The sequence below is a fragment of the Eubacterium xylanophilum ATCC 35991 genome, from assembly GCF_000518685.1.
Lineage (GTDB): Bacteria > Bacillota > Clostridia > Lachnospirales > Lachnospiraceae > Eubacterium_F > Eubacterium_F xylanophilum.
In genome coordinates this window covers 270,200-289,863 of sequence record NZ_JAEB01000001.1, presented here as the reverse complement: position 1 = coordinate 289,863, position 19,664 = coordinate 270,200, and the positions used below count along the sequence as shown (strand labels likewise).

The 19,664-nt window shown below is 39.3% G+C and carries 14 protein-coding genes; 3 read left to right on the top strand and 11 right to left on the bottom strand.

What is annotated here, in order from left to right; all coding sequences use genetic code 11:
- Nucleotides 1–110: 110 nt before the first annotated feature.
- The 10 genes from argH to L877_RS0101245 all read right to left on the bottom strand — a co-directional run bounded on the left by argH (nt 111) and on the right by L877_RS0101245 (nt 16,056).
- The gene (argH, locus tag L877_RS0101290) at nt 111–1,487 is read right to left on the bottom strand and encodes an argininosuccinate lyase (RefSeq protein WP_026834548.1); all 1,377 of its coding nucleotides are present in this window, start codon (nt 1,485–1,487) and stop codon (nt 111–113) included.
- A gap of 98 nt (nt 1,488–1,585) precedes the next feature.
- Nucleotides 1,586–2,761 (bottom strand): AAA family ATPase, encoded by a 1,176-nt coding sequence (locus tag L877_RS0101285; protein ID WP_026834547.1) that lies wholly within the window; start codon nt 2,759–2,761, stop codon nt 1,586–1,588.
- Nucleotides 2,762–2,774: 13 nt separating this feature from the next.
- On the bottom strand, nt 2,775–3,530 hold the full coding sequence (locus L877_RS0101280) for a hypothetical protein (RefSeq protein WP_026834546.1): 756 nt from the start codon (nt 3,528–3,530) through the stop codon (nt 2,775–2,777).
- Nucleotides 3,531–3,540: 10 nt separating this feature from the next.
- Nucleotides 3,541–4,743, bottom strand: a complete 1,203-nt coding sequence (locus L877_RS0101275; RefSeq protein ID WP_026834545.1) for a DUF5716 family protein — start codon at nt 4,741–4,743, stop codon at nt 3,541–3,543.
- Nucleotides 4,744–4,764: 21 nt separating this feature from the next.
- On the bottom strand, nt 4,765–8,286 hold the full coding sequence (locus L877_RS0101270) for a DUF5717 family protein (protein WP_034784743.1): 3,522 nt from the start codon (nt 8,284–8,286) through the stop codon (nt 4,765–4,767).
- A gap of 15 nt (nt 8,287–8,301) precedes the next feature.
- Nucleotides 8,302–9,288, bottom strand: coding sequence for a hypothetical protein (locus L877_RS0101265; protein WP_156922953.1), 987 nt, complete (start codon nt 9,286–9,288; stop codon nt 8,302–8,304).
- Nucleotides 9,285–10,463, bottom strand: a complete 1,179-nt coding sequence (locus L877_RS0101260) for a CDP-glycerol glycerophosphotransferase family protein (protein ID WP_026834542.1) — start codon at nt 10,461–10,463, stop codon at nt 9,285–9,287. Before L877_RS0101260 ends, L877_RS0101265 begins: the two co-directional genes overlap by 4 nt.
- 3 nt (nt 10,464–10,466) lie before the next feature.
- A complete protein-coding gene (locus L877_RS11670; protein WP_051437599.1) occupies nt 10,467–12,881 on the bottom strand; it encodes a bifunctional glycosyltransferase/CDP-glycerol:glycerophosphate glycerophosphotransferase in 2,415 nt (804 codons plus the stop codon).
- A 68-nt stretch (nt 12,882–12,949) separates the two neighbouring features.
- Nucleotides 12,950–15,133: a bifunctional glycosyltransferase/CDP-glycerol:glycerophosphate glycerophosphotransferase gene (locus L877_RS0101250; RefSeq protein ID WP_026834541.1), complete on the bottom strand. Its 2,184-nt coding sequence runs from the start codon at nt 15,131–15,133 to the stop codon at nt 12,950–12,952.
- Between the two features lie 17 nt (nt 15,134–15,150).
- Nucleotides 15,151–16,056: a DUF1002 domain-containing protein gene (locus L877_RS0101245; RefSeq protein ID WP_026834540.1), complete on the bottom strand. Its 906-nt coding sequence runs from the start codon at nt 16,054–16,056 to the stop codon at nt 15,151–15,153.
- A gap of 243 nt (nt 16,057–16,299) precedes the next feature.
- Between L877_RS0101245 and L877_RS0101240 the strand changes: the two genes are divergently transcribed.
- Nucleotides 16,300–16,845 carry a hypothetical protein gene (locus L877_RS0101240; RefSeq protein WP_026834539.1) on the top strand — a complete coding sequence of 182 codons (546 nt, stop codon included), beginning with the start codon at nt 16,300–16,302 and terminating at the stop codon, nt 16,843–16,845.
- 12 nt (nt 16,846–16,857) lie between these two features.
- Entirely contained in the window at nt 16,858–17,670 is an 813-nt protein-coding gene (locus L877_RS0101235) for a DNA-3-methyladenine glycosylase family protein (protein WP_026834538.1), read from the top strand.
- Here L877_RS0101235 and L877_RS0101230 read toward each other — a convergent pair whose 3' ends face one another.
- Complete coding sequence (locus L877_RS0101230; protein WP_026834537.1) at nt 17,671–18,861, bottom strand: LL-diaminopimelate aminotransferase; 1,191 nt, start codon at nt 18,859–18,861, stop codon at nt 17,671–17,673.
- A 286-nt stretch (nt 18,862–19,147) separates the two neighbouring features.
- Here L877_RS0101230 and L877_RS0101225 point away from each other — a divergent pair, with 286 nt between their 5' ends.
- Nucleotides 19,148–19,654, top strand: a complete 507-nt coding sequence (locus L877_RS0101225; protein WP_026834536.1) for an RNA polymerase sigma factor — start codon at nt 19,148–19,150, stop codon at nt 19,652–19,654.
- Nucleotides 19,655–19,664: the final 10 nt, after the last annotated feature.

The window sequence follows — 19,664 nt, the reverse complement described above, 5'->3', positions numbered from 1 at the left end:
GAGACTTCAATGCGCGGGCATTGCGTCTCGAGTCGGTTGGACTCTTCCTGTTTTTAGACTGTCTTAGTGCGACAGCCCCATTTCTTATCTCATCTTTGAGACTAGATTAATTAACTTTCTTCGAGATACTTCTCATTAATAGCAAGGACACTTCTCATGGCAATCTCGCCCGGAGCACCTATGGTATTACGCTTCTCAACACAAGTCTTCATGGAAATAGCCTCATAAATATCTTCCTCAAAGACATCACATATCTTCTTATACTCATCTAGTGGCAAGTCATCAAGAGCGATATCCTTCTCTATACACAAGAGTACGAGCTGACCGATAATTCCATGAGCATCTCTAAATGGAACACCGTGATTTACGAGATAATCAGCTGCATCGGTGGCATTTGTAAAGCCGTTCTTGGCGCTGGCCTCCATATTCTCTTTTCTAAATTGCATAGTTGAAATCATACCGGTGAACAGTGATATACAGCCCTTAACTGTATCGATCGCGTCAAAAGTAAGCTCTTTGTCCTCCTGCATGTCCTTATTATATGCTAGAGGAATTCCCTTCATGGTTGTTAGAAGTGAGATGAGCGCTCCATAAACACGCCCTGTCTTTCCACGTATGAGCTCTGCGATATCCGGATTTTTCTTCTGTGGCATGATACTGCTTCCGGTCGAATAGGAATCATCTATCTCCACAAAACGATACTCGTTGGAATTCCAGATGATGATTTCCTCGCAGAAACGACTCAAATGCATCATTATAGTCGATAGCGCACTGAGAAGCTCTATCAAGTAATCTCTGTCAGAAACAGAATCCATGCTGTTGAGAGTTGGTCCATCAAAGTTGAGTAGCTTCGCTGTATACTCTCTGTCCAGCGGATAGGTTGTTCCGGCCAAAGCTCCTGAACCAAGCGGACAATAATTCATCCTATCATAGATATCTCTCAATCGGCTTCTGTCGCGACGGAACATCTCAAAATACGCTCCAAAGTGATGTGCAACAGTTGTTGGCTGAGCCTTCTGAAGATGCGTAAATCCAGGAATATATGTCGTCACATTCTCACACATTATATTGTGAATAGTCACGAGAAGCTCCTTCAAAAGATCGTTAAGTGTTATTATCTCATCTCTCGTATAAAGCTTCATATCAAGAGCAACCTGGTCATTACGGCTTCTTCCCGTGTGAAGCTTCTTACCTGCATCCCCAACTCTCTCGATTAGGTTTGCCTCCACAAAGCTGTGGATATCCTCGTGTTCTGTTGTTATCTCAAGCTTTCCGGACTCCAAGTCATCGAGAATACTCTTGAGTCCATCGATGATTTTGTCCTTCTCATCACTCGTTATAATCTCTTGTTTCTCAAGCATAGTTACATGGGCTATACTTCCCAAAATATCCTGCTTATAGAACTTCTGATCAAATGAAAGTGATTCATTGAAATTATGAACCAACTGATTAGTCTCCTTGGTAAATCTTCCTCCCCAAAGTTTCATGGCAATTCCTCCGTTTTCCGAAATTTATACTAGTCTAATGATAACATTATCGACTGATTTTATCAAGAAGCTTTTGTGAAGCCCCCTTGTTAAATTCTTTACAACGCCTTCTTCAGCACGAATTCCACATCCTTTTCATACTCAGGATTCATCTCCCTTATGCGGTCAATCTCCTCGAGATAGTTTTGCATGACATTGCGATTATACTCAAGCTGATCTCTGAGCAGTTGTCTTTTCTCATTGAGTTCATGCCTGATTTCTACCATTTCTCTAGGATCCACCAAGGCCTTAGCCTGATAAAACCATATTTCTTTGTCCTTCACTCCAATATTATGCAAGCAGTTCACCAACTGATCATTTTTCTCACTGAGAATAAATGATTCCTCGCGCTGTCTCGCCATCTCTCGATTTAATTTCAAGTGTTGCCCCCAGACATACTCTAGCTCAATATGATCTTTTACCCTGTATTTCCTACATAAGTAATTAAGCGTTTTGCTGGTATTGACATACTTTACTTTAACCTTATTAAGAAGGTATATTGCTCGGTTTAACTTCTTATCTGTTATTATCATATCCGTTCTATTTTTTCTGGCCTCACTGACTATTAACAGCGCAAATACCAGCGTAAATACCACAATCAATATGAACGGAATAGTAATATCCGATTTGTAGACCTTAAAAATAATTCCAATCATTATGGTAAACAGGCAAGCAAGAAGAGCCAAGACCTTGCTCACTTTCTTCAAAAGTCCCTGGCGTTGCATTATCTCAGTCTTGTCCTCCACAAGCATATGTTTTTCACTCGTCAGCTGGCGCATATCGCTTTTTAGGCGTGTAAAATAGTCCTCGTACTCACGTAAACTTCCAAGATCATGTTCCACGTCTTCTTCGTATTTCTGAAGTGCGCTTCGCTGATCTTCCGCCAACTTGACCAAATGCTTCATACGCTCGTTCCGCTCTCTGCTGAGTTCATATATAGTAGACGCAATATCCCTGATTGTCGCGCGCTCCTCGGGATAGCACTGGTCTATACACTGGATGTCTTTGAGGGATTCTGTCACCCTTGAGTACTCCACTTTAACTCGCTCCATCTGCTGTTTCTCATCCTGGATTTCTTCGTAAAGTCTTTGGATGTACTCCAATCTTTGACTCTTTTTCTTGATATCTACATTCTCACGCTCAAGCTTTGGTTCCTCGATTTGTAGTTCTATCGTATCCGTATTAAGTTCAGGAGCTGTATTAGTTTTCTTTTTCTTCCTTCGAAATAACCCCATAACTTATTCTCCTCTAATCGCGCAACTTGGCGATGCATTCTGTGATGAAGGCAGGGTCTCTATCTTCCACTACACACTCGCCTTCAATCTTATCATATGTGCTCTTAATCTTAATTATTTGTTCGGGTGTAACTCCCATGCTAACTGCCTTTTCCTCAAACTCCCTTTGCTTATTTTCAAAAAGTAGCATGAACAAATACTGAAGCTTTGTCTCCTCGCGCTTGTTCATGATATATGCTTCTTCAAAACTTTTTTCCGCCTCTTCAAAAGAAGATACATGCAGAAGTGCCACAGCTTGATTGTGGAGAAGAGCGCCTCTTTCCTCGTCACTGAACATTTTTACAGAGGGGTGATTCAGAATACTTCTGTACTCCAACAGACTAATAGAGTATTTACCTGCACTCAAGTACTGATCGGCCTTCATCTTGTTGCGCTTATAGCTTGGCAGGTGCGCAATCTTTTCCATAACTGTCACTAGTTTTACTATTTCTTCCTCGCGATAATAGTCGCAAGCGCACATAATTGTCACGACCAAATCCTTGATATCGTGTTTTTCGTCGATGAGCTGTTTCATCTTCTTGGCAAGATATAACATATGAAGTTCATCTCTTATCCAAGCCGGAAGATCATCTGTAAAAAACTCTTCTGTAATCTTATATATATTGTTATATATGTAATAACACATCTCTTCAATCGAGTATATTTTTTCTTCGGAAATCGGCACTATGTATGGTTTTTTAGCGCGTGAACCTTTACATAATATAAACATAAGGACCTCCCTAAATATCAACTACTTCTTCCCATATTCTGTAAGAAGAAGGGATAAAATCACCAAAGCCTTTGTCTCGAACAGTGATGATACATCTGTCTTTTTTTACAAATTTCACCGAGACATTAATACGTGTTTCCTTATCAAGCCTTTTTTTGATACCATCTAATTGTATGACCTTATAAATATCCTGATTGGTAAGAACATTTTTAAAATCAATCTCTAATTTGTCATCTCCATCAGGGATAACATCAAAGTCCAAATCCACTTGATACCATGGAATTCCCGCCTTTGCAAGGACTATTGTCTGCTCCTCAGCATCGGTATATACCTTAGTTGTGACATTTGCAAGAATCATATTATCATCTATATAGATGAACTTGTTATCTTCTTCAGAGGAAAATGCTCTGGCACCATAGCACGCACCTTTGACATAGATCAACTCTTCTTTGAATATATGTTTATTGAGAGCCATTTCTTTCATAGCTTCCTCTCCAAATCCATCGGCAAATGCGTCACCTTGCATATAAATGCTCGTTATGATTTTCCCGTGAATTGCACCGTTAACCATATTGAGAAAGATTGAATTCTTCTCCTCATCGCTAGTGGATTCATTCTCAAACATAGGGATAAATTCATCATAATTCTTGTCCTCTACACTGAGAGTTGACGGATGCCTAAAGGTATCTACCTTCATGTTATAATAGTGGATATGCCCCCTTGAATAGTCAACTAAGCTAGCACTGTTCACCCAGTATTTTCTGTCCTGTGCAGTGGCATACTGGACAAAAGCTTGAGCATGTCTAACTATCATAGCCCTGTCTTTTTTAATACCTATTCTCTCCAAACCGGCATACATATATTCATAATATTTATAATCGTCAAACTCCGTTGTCACAACGAGTGAAGCGATGGTCTCACTTGGATATTTTTTTCGCAATATCGTCAGTGTTCGACTGAAAAATGACATGAAGATATGAGTCGGATCAATCTTCTTATCGTTGACTATTATGTCCTCTCCGCGAAATACTTTACCCATAAATCCCTCAAGCACTTCGTTGGCACCCGGTACATTGACCAAGGTGGGAATCCTGATGTCAGCATTTTTGCCAAAACCAATCAACTCAGGTTGCTCAGCGCCATCACGCATCACAGACATATATGTAATATCGTTATAAATATCTAATCCCACATATAACTTTCGTTGACTCATGAATTCTCCTTCTCCTAACTATCAAATAGGTCCAAACAAACTGTCGGCAATATGTTGTTTCTTCTGATACTCCGCTGCAAAACGCTGGAAATCAGAACTATTACCCTCATTGACAGCCTTACTCATGAAATTGATAATATCATAAAAACTGTCTATTCTATCACCTATAGCCGAAACTGAAACTCCGGAACTGAGATGCCCTTTGTCCAGTACGGTCAAAGTATTTTTTTCTATTATTTCATAGTCCATGTCATCTCCAACAAAAACCGGACAGTTAAATACATAGATATCGGCAACAACCCTCTTCATCGACTTGACTTCACTGCGATCCTTGTCAATAATTCGAATTTGTGGGTCGCCTCTTCTGGAACTAAAGTATACCACCGTGGCACATTGCTCAACCTCATTTGGCACTTGTAATTTCCCAATAAAATCCTTCATGAAAGGAAATACCTCATTGGCATTCGAGAAATTACTAATCTGATATTCAGCATATTCTCGCTCCAAGTCAGAGTACTCTTTTTGACATGACAAGTACTTTAATACCGCCAAACTGTGTAGTTCATTGGTATGTTTGAGGCTCTCGGCATATAGAATACTTACTATCTTTTCGTCTATTTTTATATCTCTCGTAATATAAAAATATGCATATGAATTCAGAACAGCCTTAACAAGTGTTCTGTTTGCGCCATATTCATGATACTCCAGAAATACATCTTTATACTCAGATAAATCTGCATTCACAAATAAGGCCTGTCCCAAAAGTCGCTCGATAGCTCCATCTGTAATATCCACACCGCGCTTTATCGTTCTTCTATATATCTCCAACAAATGATGTGTATATCCCATATAGAACTCACAGAGATATCTGAGACTAATCTCATTTGCAATTCCGCTCCCAAACAACTCGTCAGCCAACTGCATGTAGAACGGGTCAAACTGATGCGGATTTTCTTCAATTTTTGACGATACCAAGAGAAGTAAGATTTTCTTAGTTCCACTCTTAATATCATATTTTTTTAACTCACTGATAGCTCTATCATATTCCTTGAATTGAATTAATGTCTGAAGTACTCCGGATCTTCTGGAAGAAGGAAGATACTTAAAGTCCATTCGGGATATCACCTCTGCTAATGCGGCATCATCACCGGTCGACTTGTAAAAATCATAAAGCTTTAACAGGGCCTTAGTCCCATATTCAATTCCATATTTATCACTCTTTATCACTGAATGTATAGCCTCTGCATCTACTGCATTTATCTGATCTTTCTTCAAAGCCTCAGAAAATACATGTGTTAACAGCTTTTCATTGTTGACCCCCAGCTCATAACACTTTTTGGCTAGGGTCTTGACCATGAGATATTTATCCAAATGATAAGTTATTGTACGTCCATGATATCTTCCATCCCTATCTAGGAAATACAAATTATAATGAGATGTCGGAAGCGCAATATTGGCCTCAGATCTCTTGAGATTATATACTTTCTTTACTGCAGTTTCATCTTGGACAACCAAAACTCTATCTATATTAGGATTGTCTACTCTGATATTGTAATCAAACAATATCTCCACTAGATCTTCTGCAATATCTATATTGACGTCCTTCTCAGATATAAACTCATCATAAAGCACTGCCATGTTCTGATCTATAACGCGTTTCTTAATCTGACTAATTACAAAATCTCTGATCATATCACGATAGATTTCATAGTACTCAGGATGCTTGTTTTTATTTCTAACAATGCTTGCAAAGAAACTAGCTTTAACAGAGGATCTAAGATGGTTTTCATACTTAAAATATGTCACCACAGTCGGCAATGCAGCATCTAACATCTTCGAATCCATAGTATACATATAGTACTCGAATAACTCTGTAATCCTAAGTCTATTGCTAACTCCCAAGTTGAACCAAGGGAAGAATTTCTTGTCCGTGCTCTCCGTCCTTATGAGAAGTGCACATATTCCATGTAACAAATCCTCCGAAGGAAATACTCTATAACAGCCTGACAGAAGCGCCAAAAGTGATGGATTAAGCTTTTTGTTCTTCGCAATTAGAAAAGCTATTTTGAGAGATAACTCCCTTGTCATAATTCCATACTTAAGGCCAAAAAACAAAGTGGTAATATTATGAGGATTTAGCTCTGTCAATGCATCAGTATTATTTATTAGAAGCGTCATATGATAGAGAGATACGTATGGATTTCTTACATTTTTCTCAGCGAAATATTCCAATTCTTTGCGTATATTAATCGGAAATTCACTTATTCCCCCAAGACGATCTAATAAAATAAATGTCATTATATTTCTACAATTGGCAGAATAGTATTCTCCCAACCTTTCTATCAGATTTCTCTTAGTCTCTTGGTCTCCATCAATGAGATACTTGACATATTGTGTCAATACATATCTCATAATCTTCTCATTATCCTCATATGAATCAGGCGCACTCATTCCGATGATATAATCAAGAAATTCATCCTTATAGGCTTGATCTCCCGTGAGATATCCCAAGTATCCCCTATAAAGCATCTTATTCTTTTCGTCTCGCTCGAATATATCACTGTACTCACTGAGAACCTTAACTAACTCCACCGACTTTCTCGGATCCATCATAAAAGCTATTTGAGCTCTGTGAAATCTCGCATAGCACTCTTGGAGTTGGTGTTTTTTCTGCTTTCCATAGGCACCCGACTCTCCTACAACTTTTACTTTTACTTCTATTTTTTGATAAATATTCTCAAATACAATTACAGCATGGCGATTGCACTCAGCAACCTTTTTACCGTCAATATGGAATCTTAATACAGAGTGATTCTCTACAAAATCCTTTTCTGTCAGAACTTCTTTTTCAAGAGTCAGAAAATCTGCCGTCGATGAAACTCTAATATTTGTATAACCCCAAGGACCGATACCAACTACTATTTCACTGTCTATATCCTGTCCCATTGTCTTGAATACCAACTGGGTTCTGTTGGTCATAAATTGCATAGCTTTTTTATCTCTATGACTGACAAGGTACTCCTCTAATGCTTGTTCTTTGGGATTTTTTTTAGTCAAATATTGATATAGTCTTTTATCATTATATGAATTAATATAAGAGTCAATAAATTTATTGTCACAAAAAATCTCTGCTGCCTTCGAAAAGTCTCTCTTGGCCAATTCCACAAAATCATCATAACTTGTAATCTCAGGCAAAAGAGCATTGGCAAATATGCGAATTTCCATAGGAAGAGCCGTCTCGCCACAATCTGTGACAATCTGAATCTCTCCTTCTATTACTTCCCCCGGAGAATGCTCTCCCGCTCTGGCAACTACCTCGATCTCGTTTTCTTTGCCGCTAAATACAGGCTTAAACTCGAGAGAATTGCAGGGCGAAACACAGAAACCCTTTATGTTGGTTCCTCTGGTATTGGATATTACAAAGGATTTCTTAGTCTCACCGGCCTGGGAAACCTCAAATATTAACTTTTCTGTCGACAATCTCACCTTGGGCTCCTGGTATACGAATTTTCCCTGTGAGAGCAACATCATTTTTTCTTTCATATCTCAACCTATACCTTAATTGCTACTTTCAATGTTATTAAGCAACGCCTGAATAAACTTTCTCTCCATTTCTCGACAACCTATGAGATTGTAACTGTCAACCATCTTCATTGCCTCCATGGCAATCTGGAGAGCCGCACCCCTATCCTTTTCAACAAAAAACAGCCAATATGCATAAGCTCTTTTTACATTAACTTCTTCCGAGCCCTTCATCTTTTCTTGGAATATTTTTCCATAATACTTTGCTCTTCCCATATTCTGACCAATTACAACATAGTAAAATGTCATGTCGGCCAAAATACCTATATCTGAATAACTCCATTTGTCCGGAGCAATATCCTCAATCTTGTTTACAACATCAATTAGCTTATTGTAATTGCCTGCTTCGAGGTAGTGATAATACTGAAGCAACAGATACTTCTTATATGTTCCCTTGTCTGCAGCTCCTACATTGATCTCCTCTGAAATCTCTTCTGAAACTTCTTCAAAAGTGAGTTCAGCCGGTCTAGTTCCCTCTTTTATAGCAGTACTTGCCTTCTGATATCCTCTCCAGATAACTCCACCTGTTGTCTTAGAGGATTTTCTCTGCTCAACGATCAGAACCTTGACCAGAAGAAATAGACTGTATGCAATCATTATAATTGCCATAGGAACTGTAAATGCAGACTTTGCAATTGTCTTAGTTCCCCACAGTCCAATAGCCAATGTCTCTGTACAAAATAGTGCACAAGCAAGTGATAAACTGTTGGAAATAAGACTTCTCATCTTGCTATCTTTGGGATCAAACATGGTAAGACTTATAAATGGTTCCGGTTCACAGAGCCCAAAAGCAAATCCCTTTTCTGTCTTTTTCACATCAGCCATAAAAAACACAAATCTCTCGAATTTAAACTTTAGTATCAGGCCACCGATCAGCTTTCCAATAGCTGCTGCCAGCCCAACCAAAACATAGCCGAGACACACCCCTCCGAGTGCAATAAATACTGTTCCTAAGTTCATCATACTCCTCCTCTCGTCAGCATATCAACTAAGTCGACGACTTTCTTTGATGATTTTCCATCATCAAAAGGATTGAATTTTTGTACAAATTTATCATATTTTTTCTTATATAATTCTACATCATGCTCTTGGATATCCTTGATTAATTCATCCGTTGTCGTTGAAACCGGGCCGGGTATTTCTCCCTTATAATCAAAGTAAAAACCGCGCAGCTCATTTTCATACTTTTCCAAGTCGTATGCAAAGAAAAACATTGGACGCTTCAGAATGCTATAGTCAAACATAACAGATGAATAGTCTGTAACCAGCATGTCTGATACCAAGAACAAATCTGCAATATCATATGTTTGATCGAAGTGATATATAAAATCAGCATAAGCAAACCAATCAATATAATCTTCTATCAAATAATGGTACTTCACGATCACAACATATTCATCTCCCAACCTCTCACGGAGCTTGTCAAATGATAATTGAGGTTTAAATTGATACGTGGAATCCTCATTAAACTCGTCATCTCGAAAAGTCGGTGCATATAATATGACTTTTTTATCCTCGGGAAGGCCGAGATTTTTCTTGAGTTTAGTTATATACTCTTCATTGTTATGAACAACCAGAGTATCGTTTCTTGGATATCCAATTTCAAGCATCTCTCCTTCAAAAGCAAATGCTCGTCTAAAAGTAACCGTGGAAAATGGATTCTGGGATATTAGATAATCCCATATCTGAACATTTTTCACAAAAGTCTTCTGATATGATTCGATGTCAGACTCATTGGCCATGAATACATCTTCCATGTCCAGAACCAACTTTTTGAGCGGAGTTCCATGCCAAGTCTGAATATAATAACAATTCTTTCTCTTAATCAGGAACTCTGGCTGACGACAGTCAAATATCCATATTTTAGCAGTCGCCATATAGAACAAATATCTCAATCTTCCGTATCTATACTGGAAGCCATCACCCGGAATAGGATAGGGATTGTCCTCGTAAAACCAGGTACATTCCCATTTCTCCGTATATCCGTTTTCAACCATATACTCAAATATAGCTTTCGGATTTCCCGAATAACTACGTCCCATACTTGAATCAAATACAATTCTATTCTGTTTTACTGGAAATATAACACACAATATTCTATATAATAATATTGCTATTTTCTTAACCAATAAACGCATTTATCACATATTCCCTTCTCCGAACATTATATTAATTGTTCTCTCACTTGCATGACCGTCATCCACTGAACAGAATCTGTCATAGAACTCGTCATACCTGCTAGCATATTCGCTGCTAATCTTATCGATATTCTTAAGCGCATCCACAACTTCATCATTAGTCTTTAGAATCGGTCCAGGAAGCTCCTTATTCATATCAATATACATTCCCCTAAGTTCCCCTTCGTATTTCTCATAGTCGTATGCGAAGAAGAGGATCGGTCTCTTCAAGTTCGCATAATCAAAGAATACTGAAGAATAATCTGTTATACAAATATCCGACGCAAGATACAATCTCGAAATATCATTGTACTTGCTGGCATTAAATACAAATCCATCAAACTCGCTCAAATCAACCATATCGGCAATGTAGTAGTGAGTTCTTAGAAGTATTACATACTCATCTCCAAGCTCTTTCTGCAATCTGGCAAAGTCCATGGCGAGAGTAAACTTGTATTTACCCTTTGCATAGAACTGATCATCTCTCCATGTTGGTGCATAGAGAACAACCTTCTTGCCCTCCGGAATATTGAATTCGCGCTTGACATCCTCTGCAATCTTATCCTTGTCCTTGGAATACAAGATGTCATTTCTAGGATATCCCACCTCGATAATTTTCTCTCGAGGTACACAGAACGCTCTCTCAAATACTTCTGTTGAAAAAGGATTTGCAGAAACAAGGTAATCCCATGCTTTCGCATGACGGTAAAATATTCTCTTATGATTCTGACTTGCTGCATGGATATCATCTAAGTCAAAAGCAAGCTTTTTAAGTGGAGTTCCATGCCATGTTTCCATGAACACAACACCCTCTCGCTTTTTGAACCAAGCAGGCTGTCTTGTGTTGCAGATAAAGTATTTTGCCCTAGCTGTATAATATACATATCTAAGAGTGTGTCTCTTACAAATCTTAGGATGTCCCGGCATCTCCGGCGCACGCTTGTTAAGGCAGAATACATATTCATATTTATCGCCGTATTTATTGTAAATATACTCATAGAGGTACTTTGGACTATCCGAATAACTCTTACCGAAGAAACTCTCTATAAATATGAGATTGTCTTTTAATGGCATCTTTTGGAATATCCTCTTATCCAAGAACTTCCAGTATTGAATAGGTTTTCCAAACAAACCTCTCTTCTTTCTCATAACTGATGCAAACTTTGAAAGAGGTTTAGCCATTCTAAACTTACCCTTTACAAGAAGGCCAAGAGTCATCTTAGAAACTGCTTTGTAATCCTTCTTGAATCTGGCAATGTGAGCCTTAGGCATCTTGGAAAGATGAGTTGAATATCTAACACAATTCTTTCCCTTGAGATTGTTAGGGAATTTGTTCATGGCATACATTGCAAGCTCATGATCAATAGCCGTTCTCATATCATCATCGTCTGCACCTATAAACTCGAGAGACTTCTCATACGCCTCCACAAACTCGCGAATTTTCTTGCTTCTCTTCTTCTGAGATATAGCAGGCAGATGGATTGGATCATTTCTATGTCTCCAGATATAGATTGAATCTCCATTTACCCAAGCACTTCCCTTTGCAGCACATATCACTTTAGTTGCAACCGGCATGTCGCAGTAGTATGTATTATATTCATCAAAACAAATATCCAGAGAATTATAGAACTCTCTGTTAATCAGCAAGTTTTGAACGGTAACTCTCTTATACATAATCTCAATGAGAGTCTCACCCTCCAAAGGAACAATACCCTCAATCTGGGAATCCGGCTTGGACTTCTCAAAGTCAAAACTGATTGGTTTAAACCAGGTATCAGTTCTATTTCCGGTGACAACCTTGGCTTTCTTATCCTCTGCCACCTTCAAAAGACCCTTGAGACAACCTTCATGCAAGTAGTCATCCCCATCAAGAAAATATATATAATCTCCTGTAGCATGAGCTACACCGTGATTTCTGGCCGTAGCAACTCCATACGGTCTCAAAACGATATCTACATCGTTATCAGAATCATCTGAATCATCGCTTTTGTCATCATCTCCGCCACCATTAAGCTCATTTTCGTCTTCTTCCTCTTGTTGTCTGAGTCTCTCAGCCTCTTCTAGAGCCGCCTTTTCTGCTGCCTTCTCTGCCTTTCTCTGCTCCCATTCCTCTACTGTCAATCCGAGATTCAATCTCTTCTTTTCATCAAAGAACTTGCTCTTCGCATCAAAAAACTCGTCAACATCTATTTCATCATCGAGAACAACATGCTTTACCTGAGGTATTGCAAGTACATCCTCCGGTACTTCGTGACCATCTCTATCGTCGGCAATGATGATTTCATAGTCATCTAACCCCTGTGACATAACACTTTCAACACACTCACGCAAATAAGCTGGTCCCTTGAGATATGGGACAATTATACTAACTTTCGACATTTTTCTAATTCCTCCAAGAATTACTTCTATTTAACCTAAATACTTAACCTAATACTAAACCTAATACATTATTCCTTATTATCAAATACCGCTTCCACTATTCTCTTCGAAGCCGTACCATCTTCCCATGCGCAGTACTTTTCACTAAATTCTTCATACTTCGCGGAATATTTTTCTTTGACTTCATCGATATTTCTAATTGACTCTATCACCTTCTCCGTGGTCAATACAATCGGACCAGGGAGTTCTTCCTCGATATCAATATAGAAACCTCTGAGGACAGATGCATACTTCTCCAAGTCATACATATAGAAAATCATCGGCCTCTTCAGGTTTGCATAGTCAAAGAATACAGAAGAATAGTCCGTTATAAGCATATCCGATACGAGATACAATCTCGCGATATCATCATACTTACTTACGTTATATGCGAATCCCTCATGTTCTGATAAGTCGAGAAAATCCGATATAAAGTAGTGGGTCCTGAGTAATACTATATACTCATCTCCCAATTCTTCTTGCATCTTCTTCAGATCCAGCTGAAGTGTGAATTTATACATGGCATGGCCATAAAACTCATCATCACGCCAAGTAGGCGCATATAATATAACTTTCTTATCCCGAGGAATTCCAATCTCATCTTTGATTGAATCCACAAGTTCCTTGTCATGCTTCTTATACAGTATGTCATTGCGGGGATATCCCGTCTCTAACATCTTGCCATCATATAAGAATGCATGTCTAAATACATCTTCCGAGAATTGATTTGGCGCCACGAGATAATCCCACGATCTTGTCTGAATATAGAATTGCTCCTTGTAGAGCGGCGATGCTGTCGTCACATCGTCCATATCAAAAACAAGCTTTTTCAGTGGGGTTCCGTGCCATGTCTCCAAGAAGACATTGCCCTTTCTCTTAATAAAATACACTGGCTGTCTACCGTTAAATACATGGTATTTACACCTAGCCATATAGCAGAAATATGCAAAACTAAATCTCTTAATCTGCTTTGCTTTATATGGAATCTTGTGCTTCTTGCCAGCATATACCCATATGTAATTATACTTTCCCGCATAATTCTCATTGAGGTACTCATATATGTACTTCGGGCTGTCCGAATAGCTCTTTCCAAAGAAACTCTCAAACATAATCGTATTGTCTAACATCTTCATCTTGGTATAGACATTGTCATAGAGCCATCTCTTAAGTTGAGATCTCTGAGTAGAAATCGTCTTTAGAGTCCTCCACCTGGAGTGATTGATAGTCCTTCTCACAAACACCTCAGGATTACCTGTTCTCGCCATCTTCAGCACCTGTCTTCCGTGCCTCTTGATGAGATTCTCAGCTCCGTTATTTCCCACAAGCATGGCAGTCTTCTGCATCTTCGCATATACATCTGCCCTCTTCTTAGGCTTTTCAACCAAAAACGCTGAAATCTTCTTTATAATATGTCTAACATATTTATAATCCAACCAAGTTGACTTCTCATCAGACATTGTAGTCCTCATCTGAGTATATGCCACCATGCTCTCATATATCTTCTTTTCTCCATCTTTCTTCTGTAACATAGACGGATTGTTAATCGGATCATTGTGCCTTCTCTTGATATACTTTGCCGACTCTACAAATTTAAACTCTATATCGCTTTGCAACAATCTTGCCAAGAGAAAATGGTCCGAAAAGTACACAGACGCCTCGTCAAACCTAAGAGTTTCATCTTCAAAAACCTTTTTGGGAATCAACATTCCGAGAATTGTTATACTCTGAAATGTTCCAGACCTCATGAAGATGTGCTCATATGGATTATCAGTAACTTCGCTCTCCACATCGGCCATCTCTTCTGAATTTTCCTCATCATCCACCGGATTGTTACCCTGCTTGTCATCCAAGAAGATTCTTCGACTATACCAGCTGTGAACCTGATCTGCGTAACATATTCTATTATCCTTAAGTTTGGCAACCAATAACTCTATTGTATCTTCCAGTACATAATCATCAATGTCAAGAAACATCACATACTCGCCTGTCGCGTGTTTGATGCCCTCGTTACGCACGGCTGCCACACCACTATGTTCTGCTAATTCAACAACTTTCAAATTCAAATCAGCGTAGTTATCAAGATTTGGTCTTCCACATCCATCACACACCATTATCACTTCGATATCCTTATAGTTCTGTTCCCGAATACTATCAAGGCAATCTCTGTAATAAATCTTTTCACCATTAAATGGCACAATAACACTAATCTTCAACGCTTTCCCTCCAAGCACTAATTAAAAAGGTTCGCTATACTGTTTGCTATTGATTCAAAGAAATCAACTAATTTCTCTAAAATCCCCTTGGCGCTCTCCACATTTTCTCCGAGCTCCTGAAGTCTGTTATATACAGTCTCTGCTTGCTGTTTAATCTTATCTATATCTAGATTGAGCGACTTTATCTTCTCAAACAAACTCGCCAATTCCTTGATCTGTTCATCTGTCAAATCCTTGATATCGACCTGCTCAGCAGATTCCTTGATAGCTTTTTCGATATCTTCCTGAGAAGAAAGATTGCCATCAATAATCTTTTGCTTAGCCAATGCCACAAGCCTCTCAGCTTTATCTGCTCCAACTTCTTCGCCTAACTCACTTGTCACAACCAGCTCATTCACTGCCGCATCTTCGTTGGCAGCCTCCAGCTGCTTTCCGGTCATGCTTTCATAAGCTTTCATAGTACCCACAAGAGCCGCCGTTCCAGACAGTTCAAATGGTCCGGCAACCGTAACAGTTGCATCCATCACACCGGCTGTTGTAAGCGCGTTGGTATACATACCGCTTGAACAATAATTGATATTGTGGGTCGTAACCTGTATTCCCTTGCCCTCTTCAGCTTTTTCAATCTTAACAGATGACAGGGCACGCGTGCCTATTACATCCTTCGAAAGATAGCTATCAAGGTACTTGTGTTCTTCGTCATTCGTAACTGTGATAACCTGATACTGCCCCAATTGACTTTGATTTACACCGAGCATAGACATGACCGATGCCTTTTCCTTCTTATTGAGGTCTGCACCAAATGATATATACGGTTTCGCCGCAACTGCATCTGCACTCACACTCTCTGCCGGAACTGCTCCTAACACAAGGGAGATTCCCAGCGCAGCCGTCAACATCATCGGAATAATTCTCTTTTTCAATTGTAATCCCTCCATTTCAACCAAATGGCAAACCACGATTTTTTCTCATTCCACCCATGAAATACTATACATGGCATACCATTTTATATTTTACCACTCTATATGGTGGTATGTCAAGTGCATGGCTACCATAGTCACAACCAGGTTACAACAATAAAATTTGATATTGAATTTTCCCCCATTTTTCGATACAATGAACATAAACAATCACTACAACTTCTTTTTTTATGAAAGGGTGATTCTATGGGTATTTACGGAATAGATAGCGGAACAAGCTATGTTTCATATAACGGGCTAGGTGCTAACTCACCTACTGAACCCGACAAAACAAAGCCGGTCGACCAAGGTGCTCTCCCAAACGAGAGTTCCATCGATGGAAGTCCCTCTACCAATGCCACATCAGGAGACAAAAAAGTTGGCAAGGAAGAATGCCAGACATGCAAAGAGCGAAAGTATGTAGACGGTTCCAACGAGGGAGATGTCTCATTCAAGACGCCTGGTCATATCGACCCGAACGTATCCGGTGCGGTTGTCATGGGCCATGAACAGGAACATGTTGCAAATGCCAGACAAGAGGCAACCAAAGAGAACAAAGAACTAATATCTAGCTCTGTATCATTACATACCGCAGTATGCCCTGAATGCGGACGCATCTATGTTGCTGGTGGCGTCACAAGAACTCAGATGAAGACCACTATTGGCGATAGCAATGCCAATAAATTCAACCAGAACATCTCTAACATCAAGAAAAATTCTCTCATGGGCAACAACTTTGATCACGGTATATAAAGGAGTTTCAAATTGATAATTACTATAAAAGATGATTTTGACCTCAAGAAAATAGAATACAGCGGCCAGTGTTTTCGCGCCAAGGAACTAACAGATTTCCCTGGTCTTTTTCGATTTATATTGGATGATAAGATTTTATATATCAAGAAAATAGAAGAAAACAAATTCGAAGTAGACTGTTCCGAAGCCGATTGGACAAATATTTGGACACCATTTTTCGACTTGGGAACAAATTACAGCAAGATTCGCAAGTCAATAGTCGACGACCCTTTTATGCATAACGCCAGCGACTTCGGCGCAGGCATCAGACTTCTAGCACAACCACACTTCGAAACCCTTATTTCATTTATCATATCCCAGAGGAAAAATATTCCGGCAATTAAGAGTTCCATCGAGAAACTCTCAGAACTTCTCGGACAAAAATATACAACCGAGTACGAAGAGATATACTCCTTTCCAACTCCCGAAGCCGTACTAAACGCCAGCTTCGATGATATAAACAGATGTGGTCTGGGATACCGAACAGGATATATTATAGATGCCGCTCAAAAAGTTGCAGACAAAGATATCAAGCTGAACGAACTCGAAGCGCTTGACGATGACGAATTAATAAATCAACTAAAGACAATAAAAGGCGTCGGAGACAAAGTCGCAAACTGCGTGGCTCTCTTCTCCTATGGAAGAAAAAGTCTCGCACCTGTCGACGTATGGATCCAACGCCTAATTGATAACGAATATAACGGCACCAATCCCTTCGTAAAATACGGGGATATCGCCGGTGTCATGCAGCAATATGCTTTCTATTACATGACTCACGGAAAGTGATTACATCTCGCTTATAAGCTTCTCAAGTCTTGCCATGGCTTCCTTGGTATTTTCATGATTTGAGAAGGATGTCAACCTGAAGAATCCCTCTCCATTCTCACCAAATCCCTCGCCGGGAGTTCCAACCACATTGGCCTTCTCCAACAAAAGATCGAAGAAATCCCATGACTTCATATCATTAGGACACTTGAGCCAGATATATGGTGAATTCTTACCACCTGTGTAAAATATTCCGAGGCGGTCTAATGTCTCCATTATGATCTTAGCATTTTCTCTATAATACTCGATGTTTTCCTGAATCTGCTTCTGGCCCTCTTCTGAAAATACACATGAAGCACCCTTTTGTACAATATAGGATGTTCCATTGAATTTGGTTGTCTGACGTCGTAGCCACATCTTGTTGAGAGACATTCCCTCTCTCTCTAACTCATGAGGAATCACTGTATATCCACATCTAGTTCCCGTAAATCCAGCGGTCTTAGAAAGTGAACAAAACTCTATAGCACAAGTTCTGGCACCTTCTATTTCAAATATACTTCGCGGAACATTTTCCTCTGTGATAAACGCCTCATAAGCAGCATCGTAGAGAATCACAGCACCTCTGGCATTGGCATAATCCACCCACTTCTTAAGTCCCTCATAATCATATGCTGCACCCGTTGGATTGTTAGGGGAGCAAATATAGATAATATCTGCATCGATGGATTCATCGGGATCCGGCACAAACTTATTGTCTTCATTGGCATTCATATACTTGATCTCACGGCCATCCATCGTATTGGTATCTACATAAACAGGATAAACAGGATCCGGAACGAGAACCAAGTTTTCCTTATCAAAGATATCTAAGATATTTCCAACATCGCTCTTAGCTCCGTCTGATACAAAGATCTCTGTTGTATCGAGCTCAACGCCATTCTTCTTATAATATGCTTTAATACTATCCTGCAAAAAGCCATATCCCTGTTCTGGACCATATCCCTTAAAACTCTCGGCTTTTGACATCTCATCAACTGCGCTGTGAAGTCCATCTATAACCGCGTCACACAGTGGAAGTGTAACATCTCCGATTCCCATTCGAATAATATCCGCGTCTGGATTCGAAGCACTATATTCATTGACTCTCTTGGCGATTCCCGCAAACAAATAGCTTTCTTTCAAATTTGCATAATTCTTATTGACTTTTAACATTCGTAATCTCCTTTCGATCATTTCTTATCACGAAATCTAACTTCACACTTGCTATTATACTATCTTTTTTTGTTATGTCAAGATTTCTGGTACAGAAACTTTATTTTTTTAGGGTATTGGGGTCAAAAACTTTATTTATATCCACTTTTCATGTTTACAAATAGTCAGTTTCATTTACATTTAACATCTTTTTATGATATAATTTGATGGTATTATCAAATTTCTTGCAACGTTTCTGAGTACTTTCGAATCTAATCTATGAAAGTATAAAAAATGGAGGTGCTTTATGACAAATTCAGAATGGGCATATGTGGAGCAAGCCAAGGCCGGCGATGTTCATGCCTTCGCCAAACTCTATGAAAAGTATTATAAGGATTTATATTACTTTTCCCTGAGTATGACAGGAGATGAACACAAAGCCGAAGACGCCGTCAGCGGAGCCACTTTAAAAGCATATGAAAATCTAAAAAAACTCAGACGTAGCAGTTCATTTAAGAGTTGGATATTCCAGATAACTGCCAATGAGTGCAGACGACTTTGCCGACAGAAGGAGCTTTTTATCGAAGATGTCGGTGCTCAGGAGGAATCAACGACAGACGATGGTTTCTCAAACTCCTTCGTCGCTGAAACTCTGGCAATTCTCGAACCCGAAGAAAGGCTCGTGGTCACTCTTTCCATCTTTGCAGGTTACAACAGCCGCGAAATAGGCACGGCCATCGGAAAGAAAGAGGGAAGCGTGAGATCCATCAAGAGTCGAGCATTTGCAAAACTGAGAACAAAACTTGATAAATGATGAAAGGATG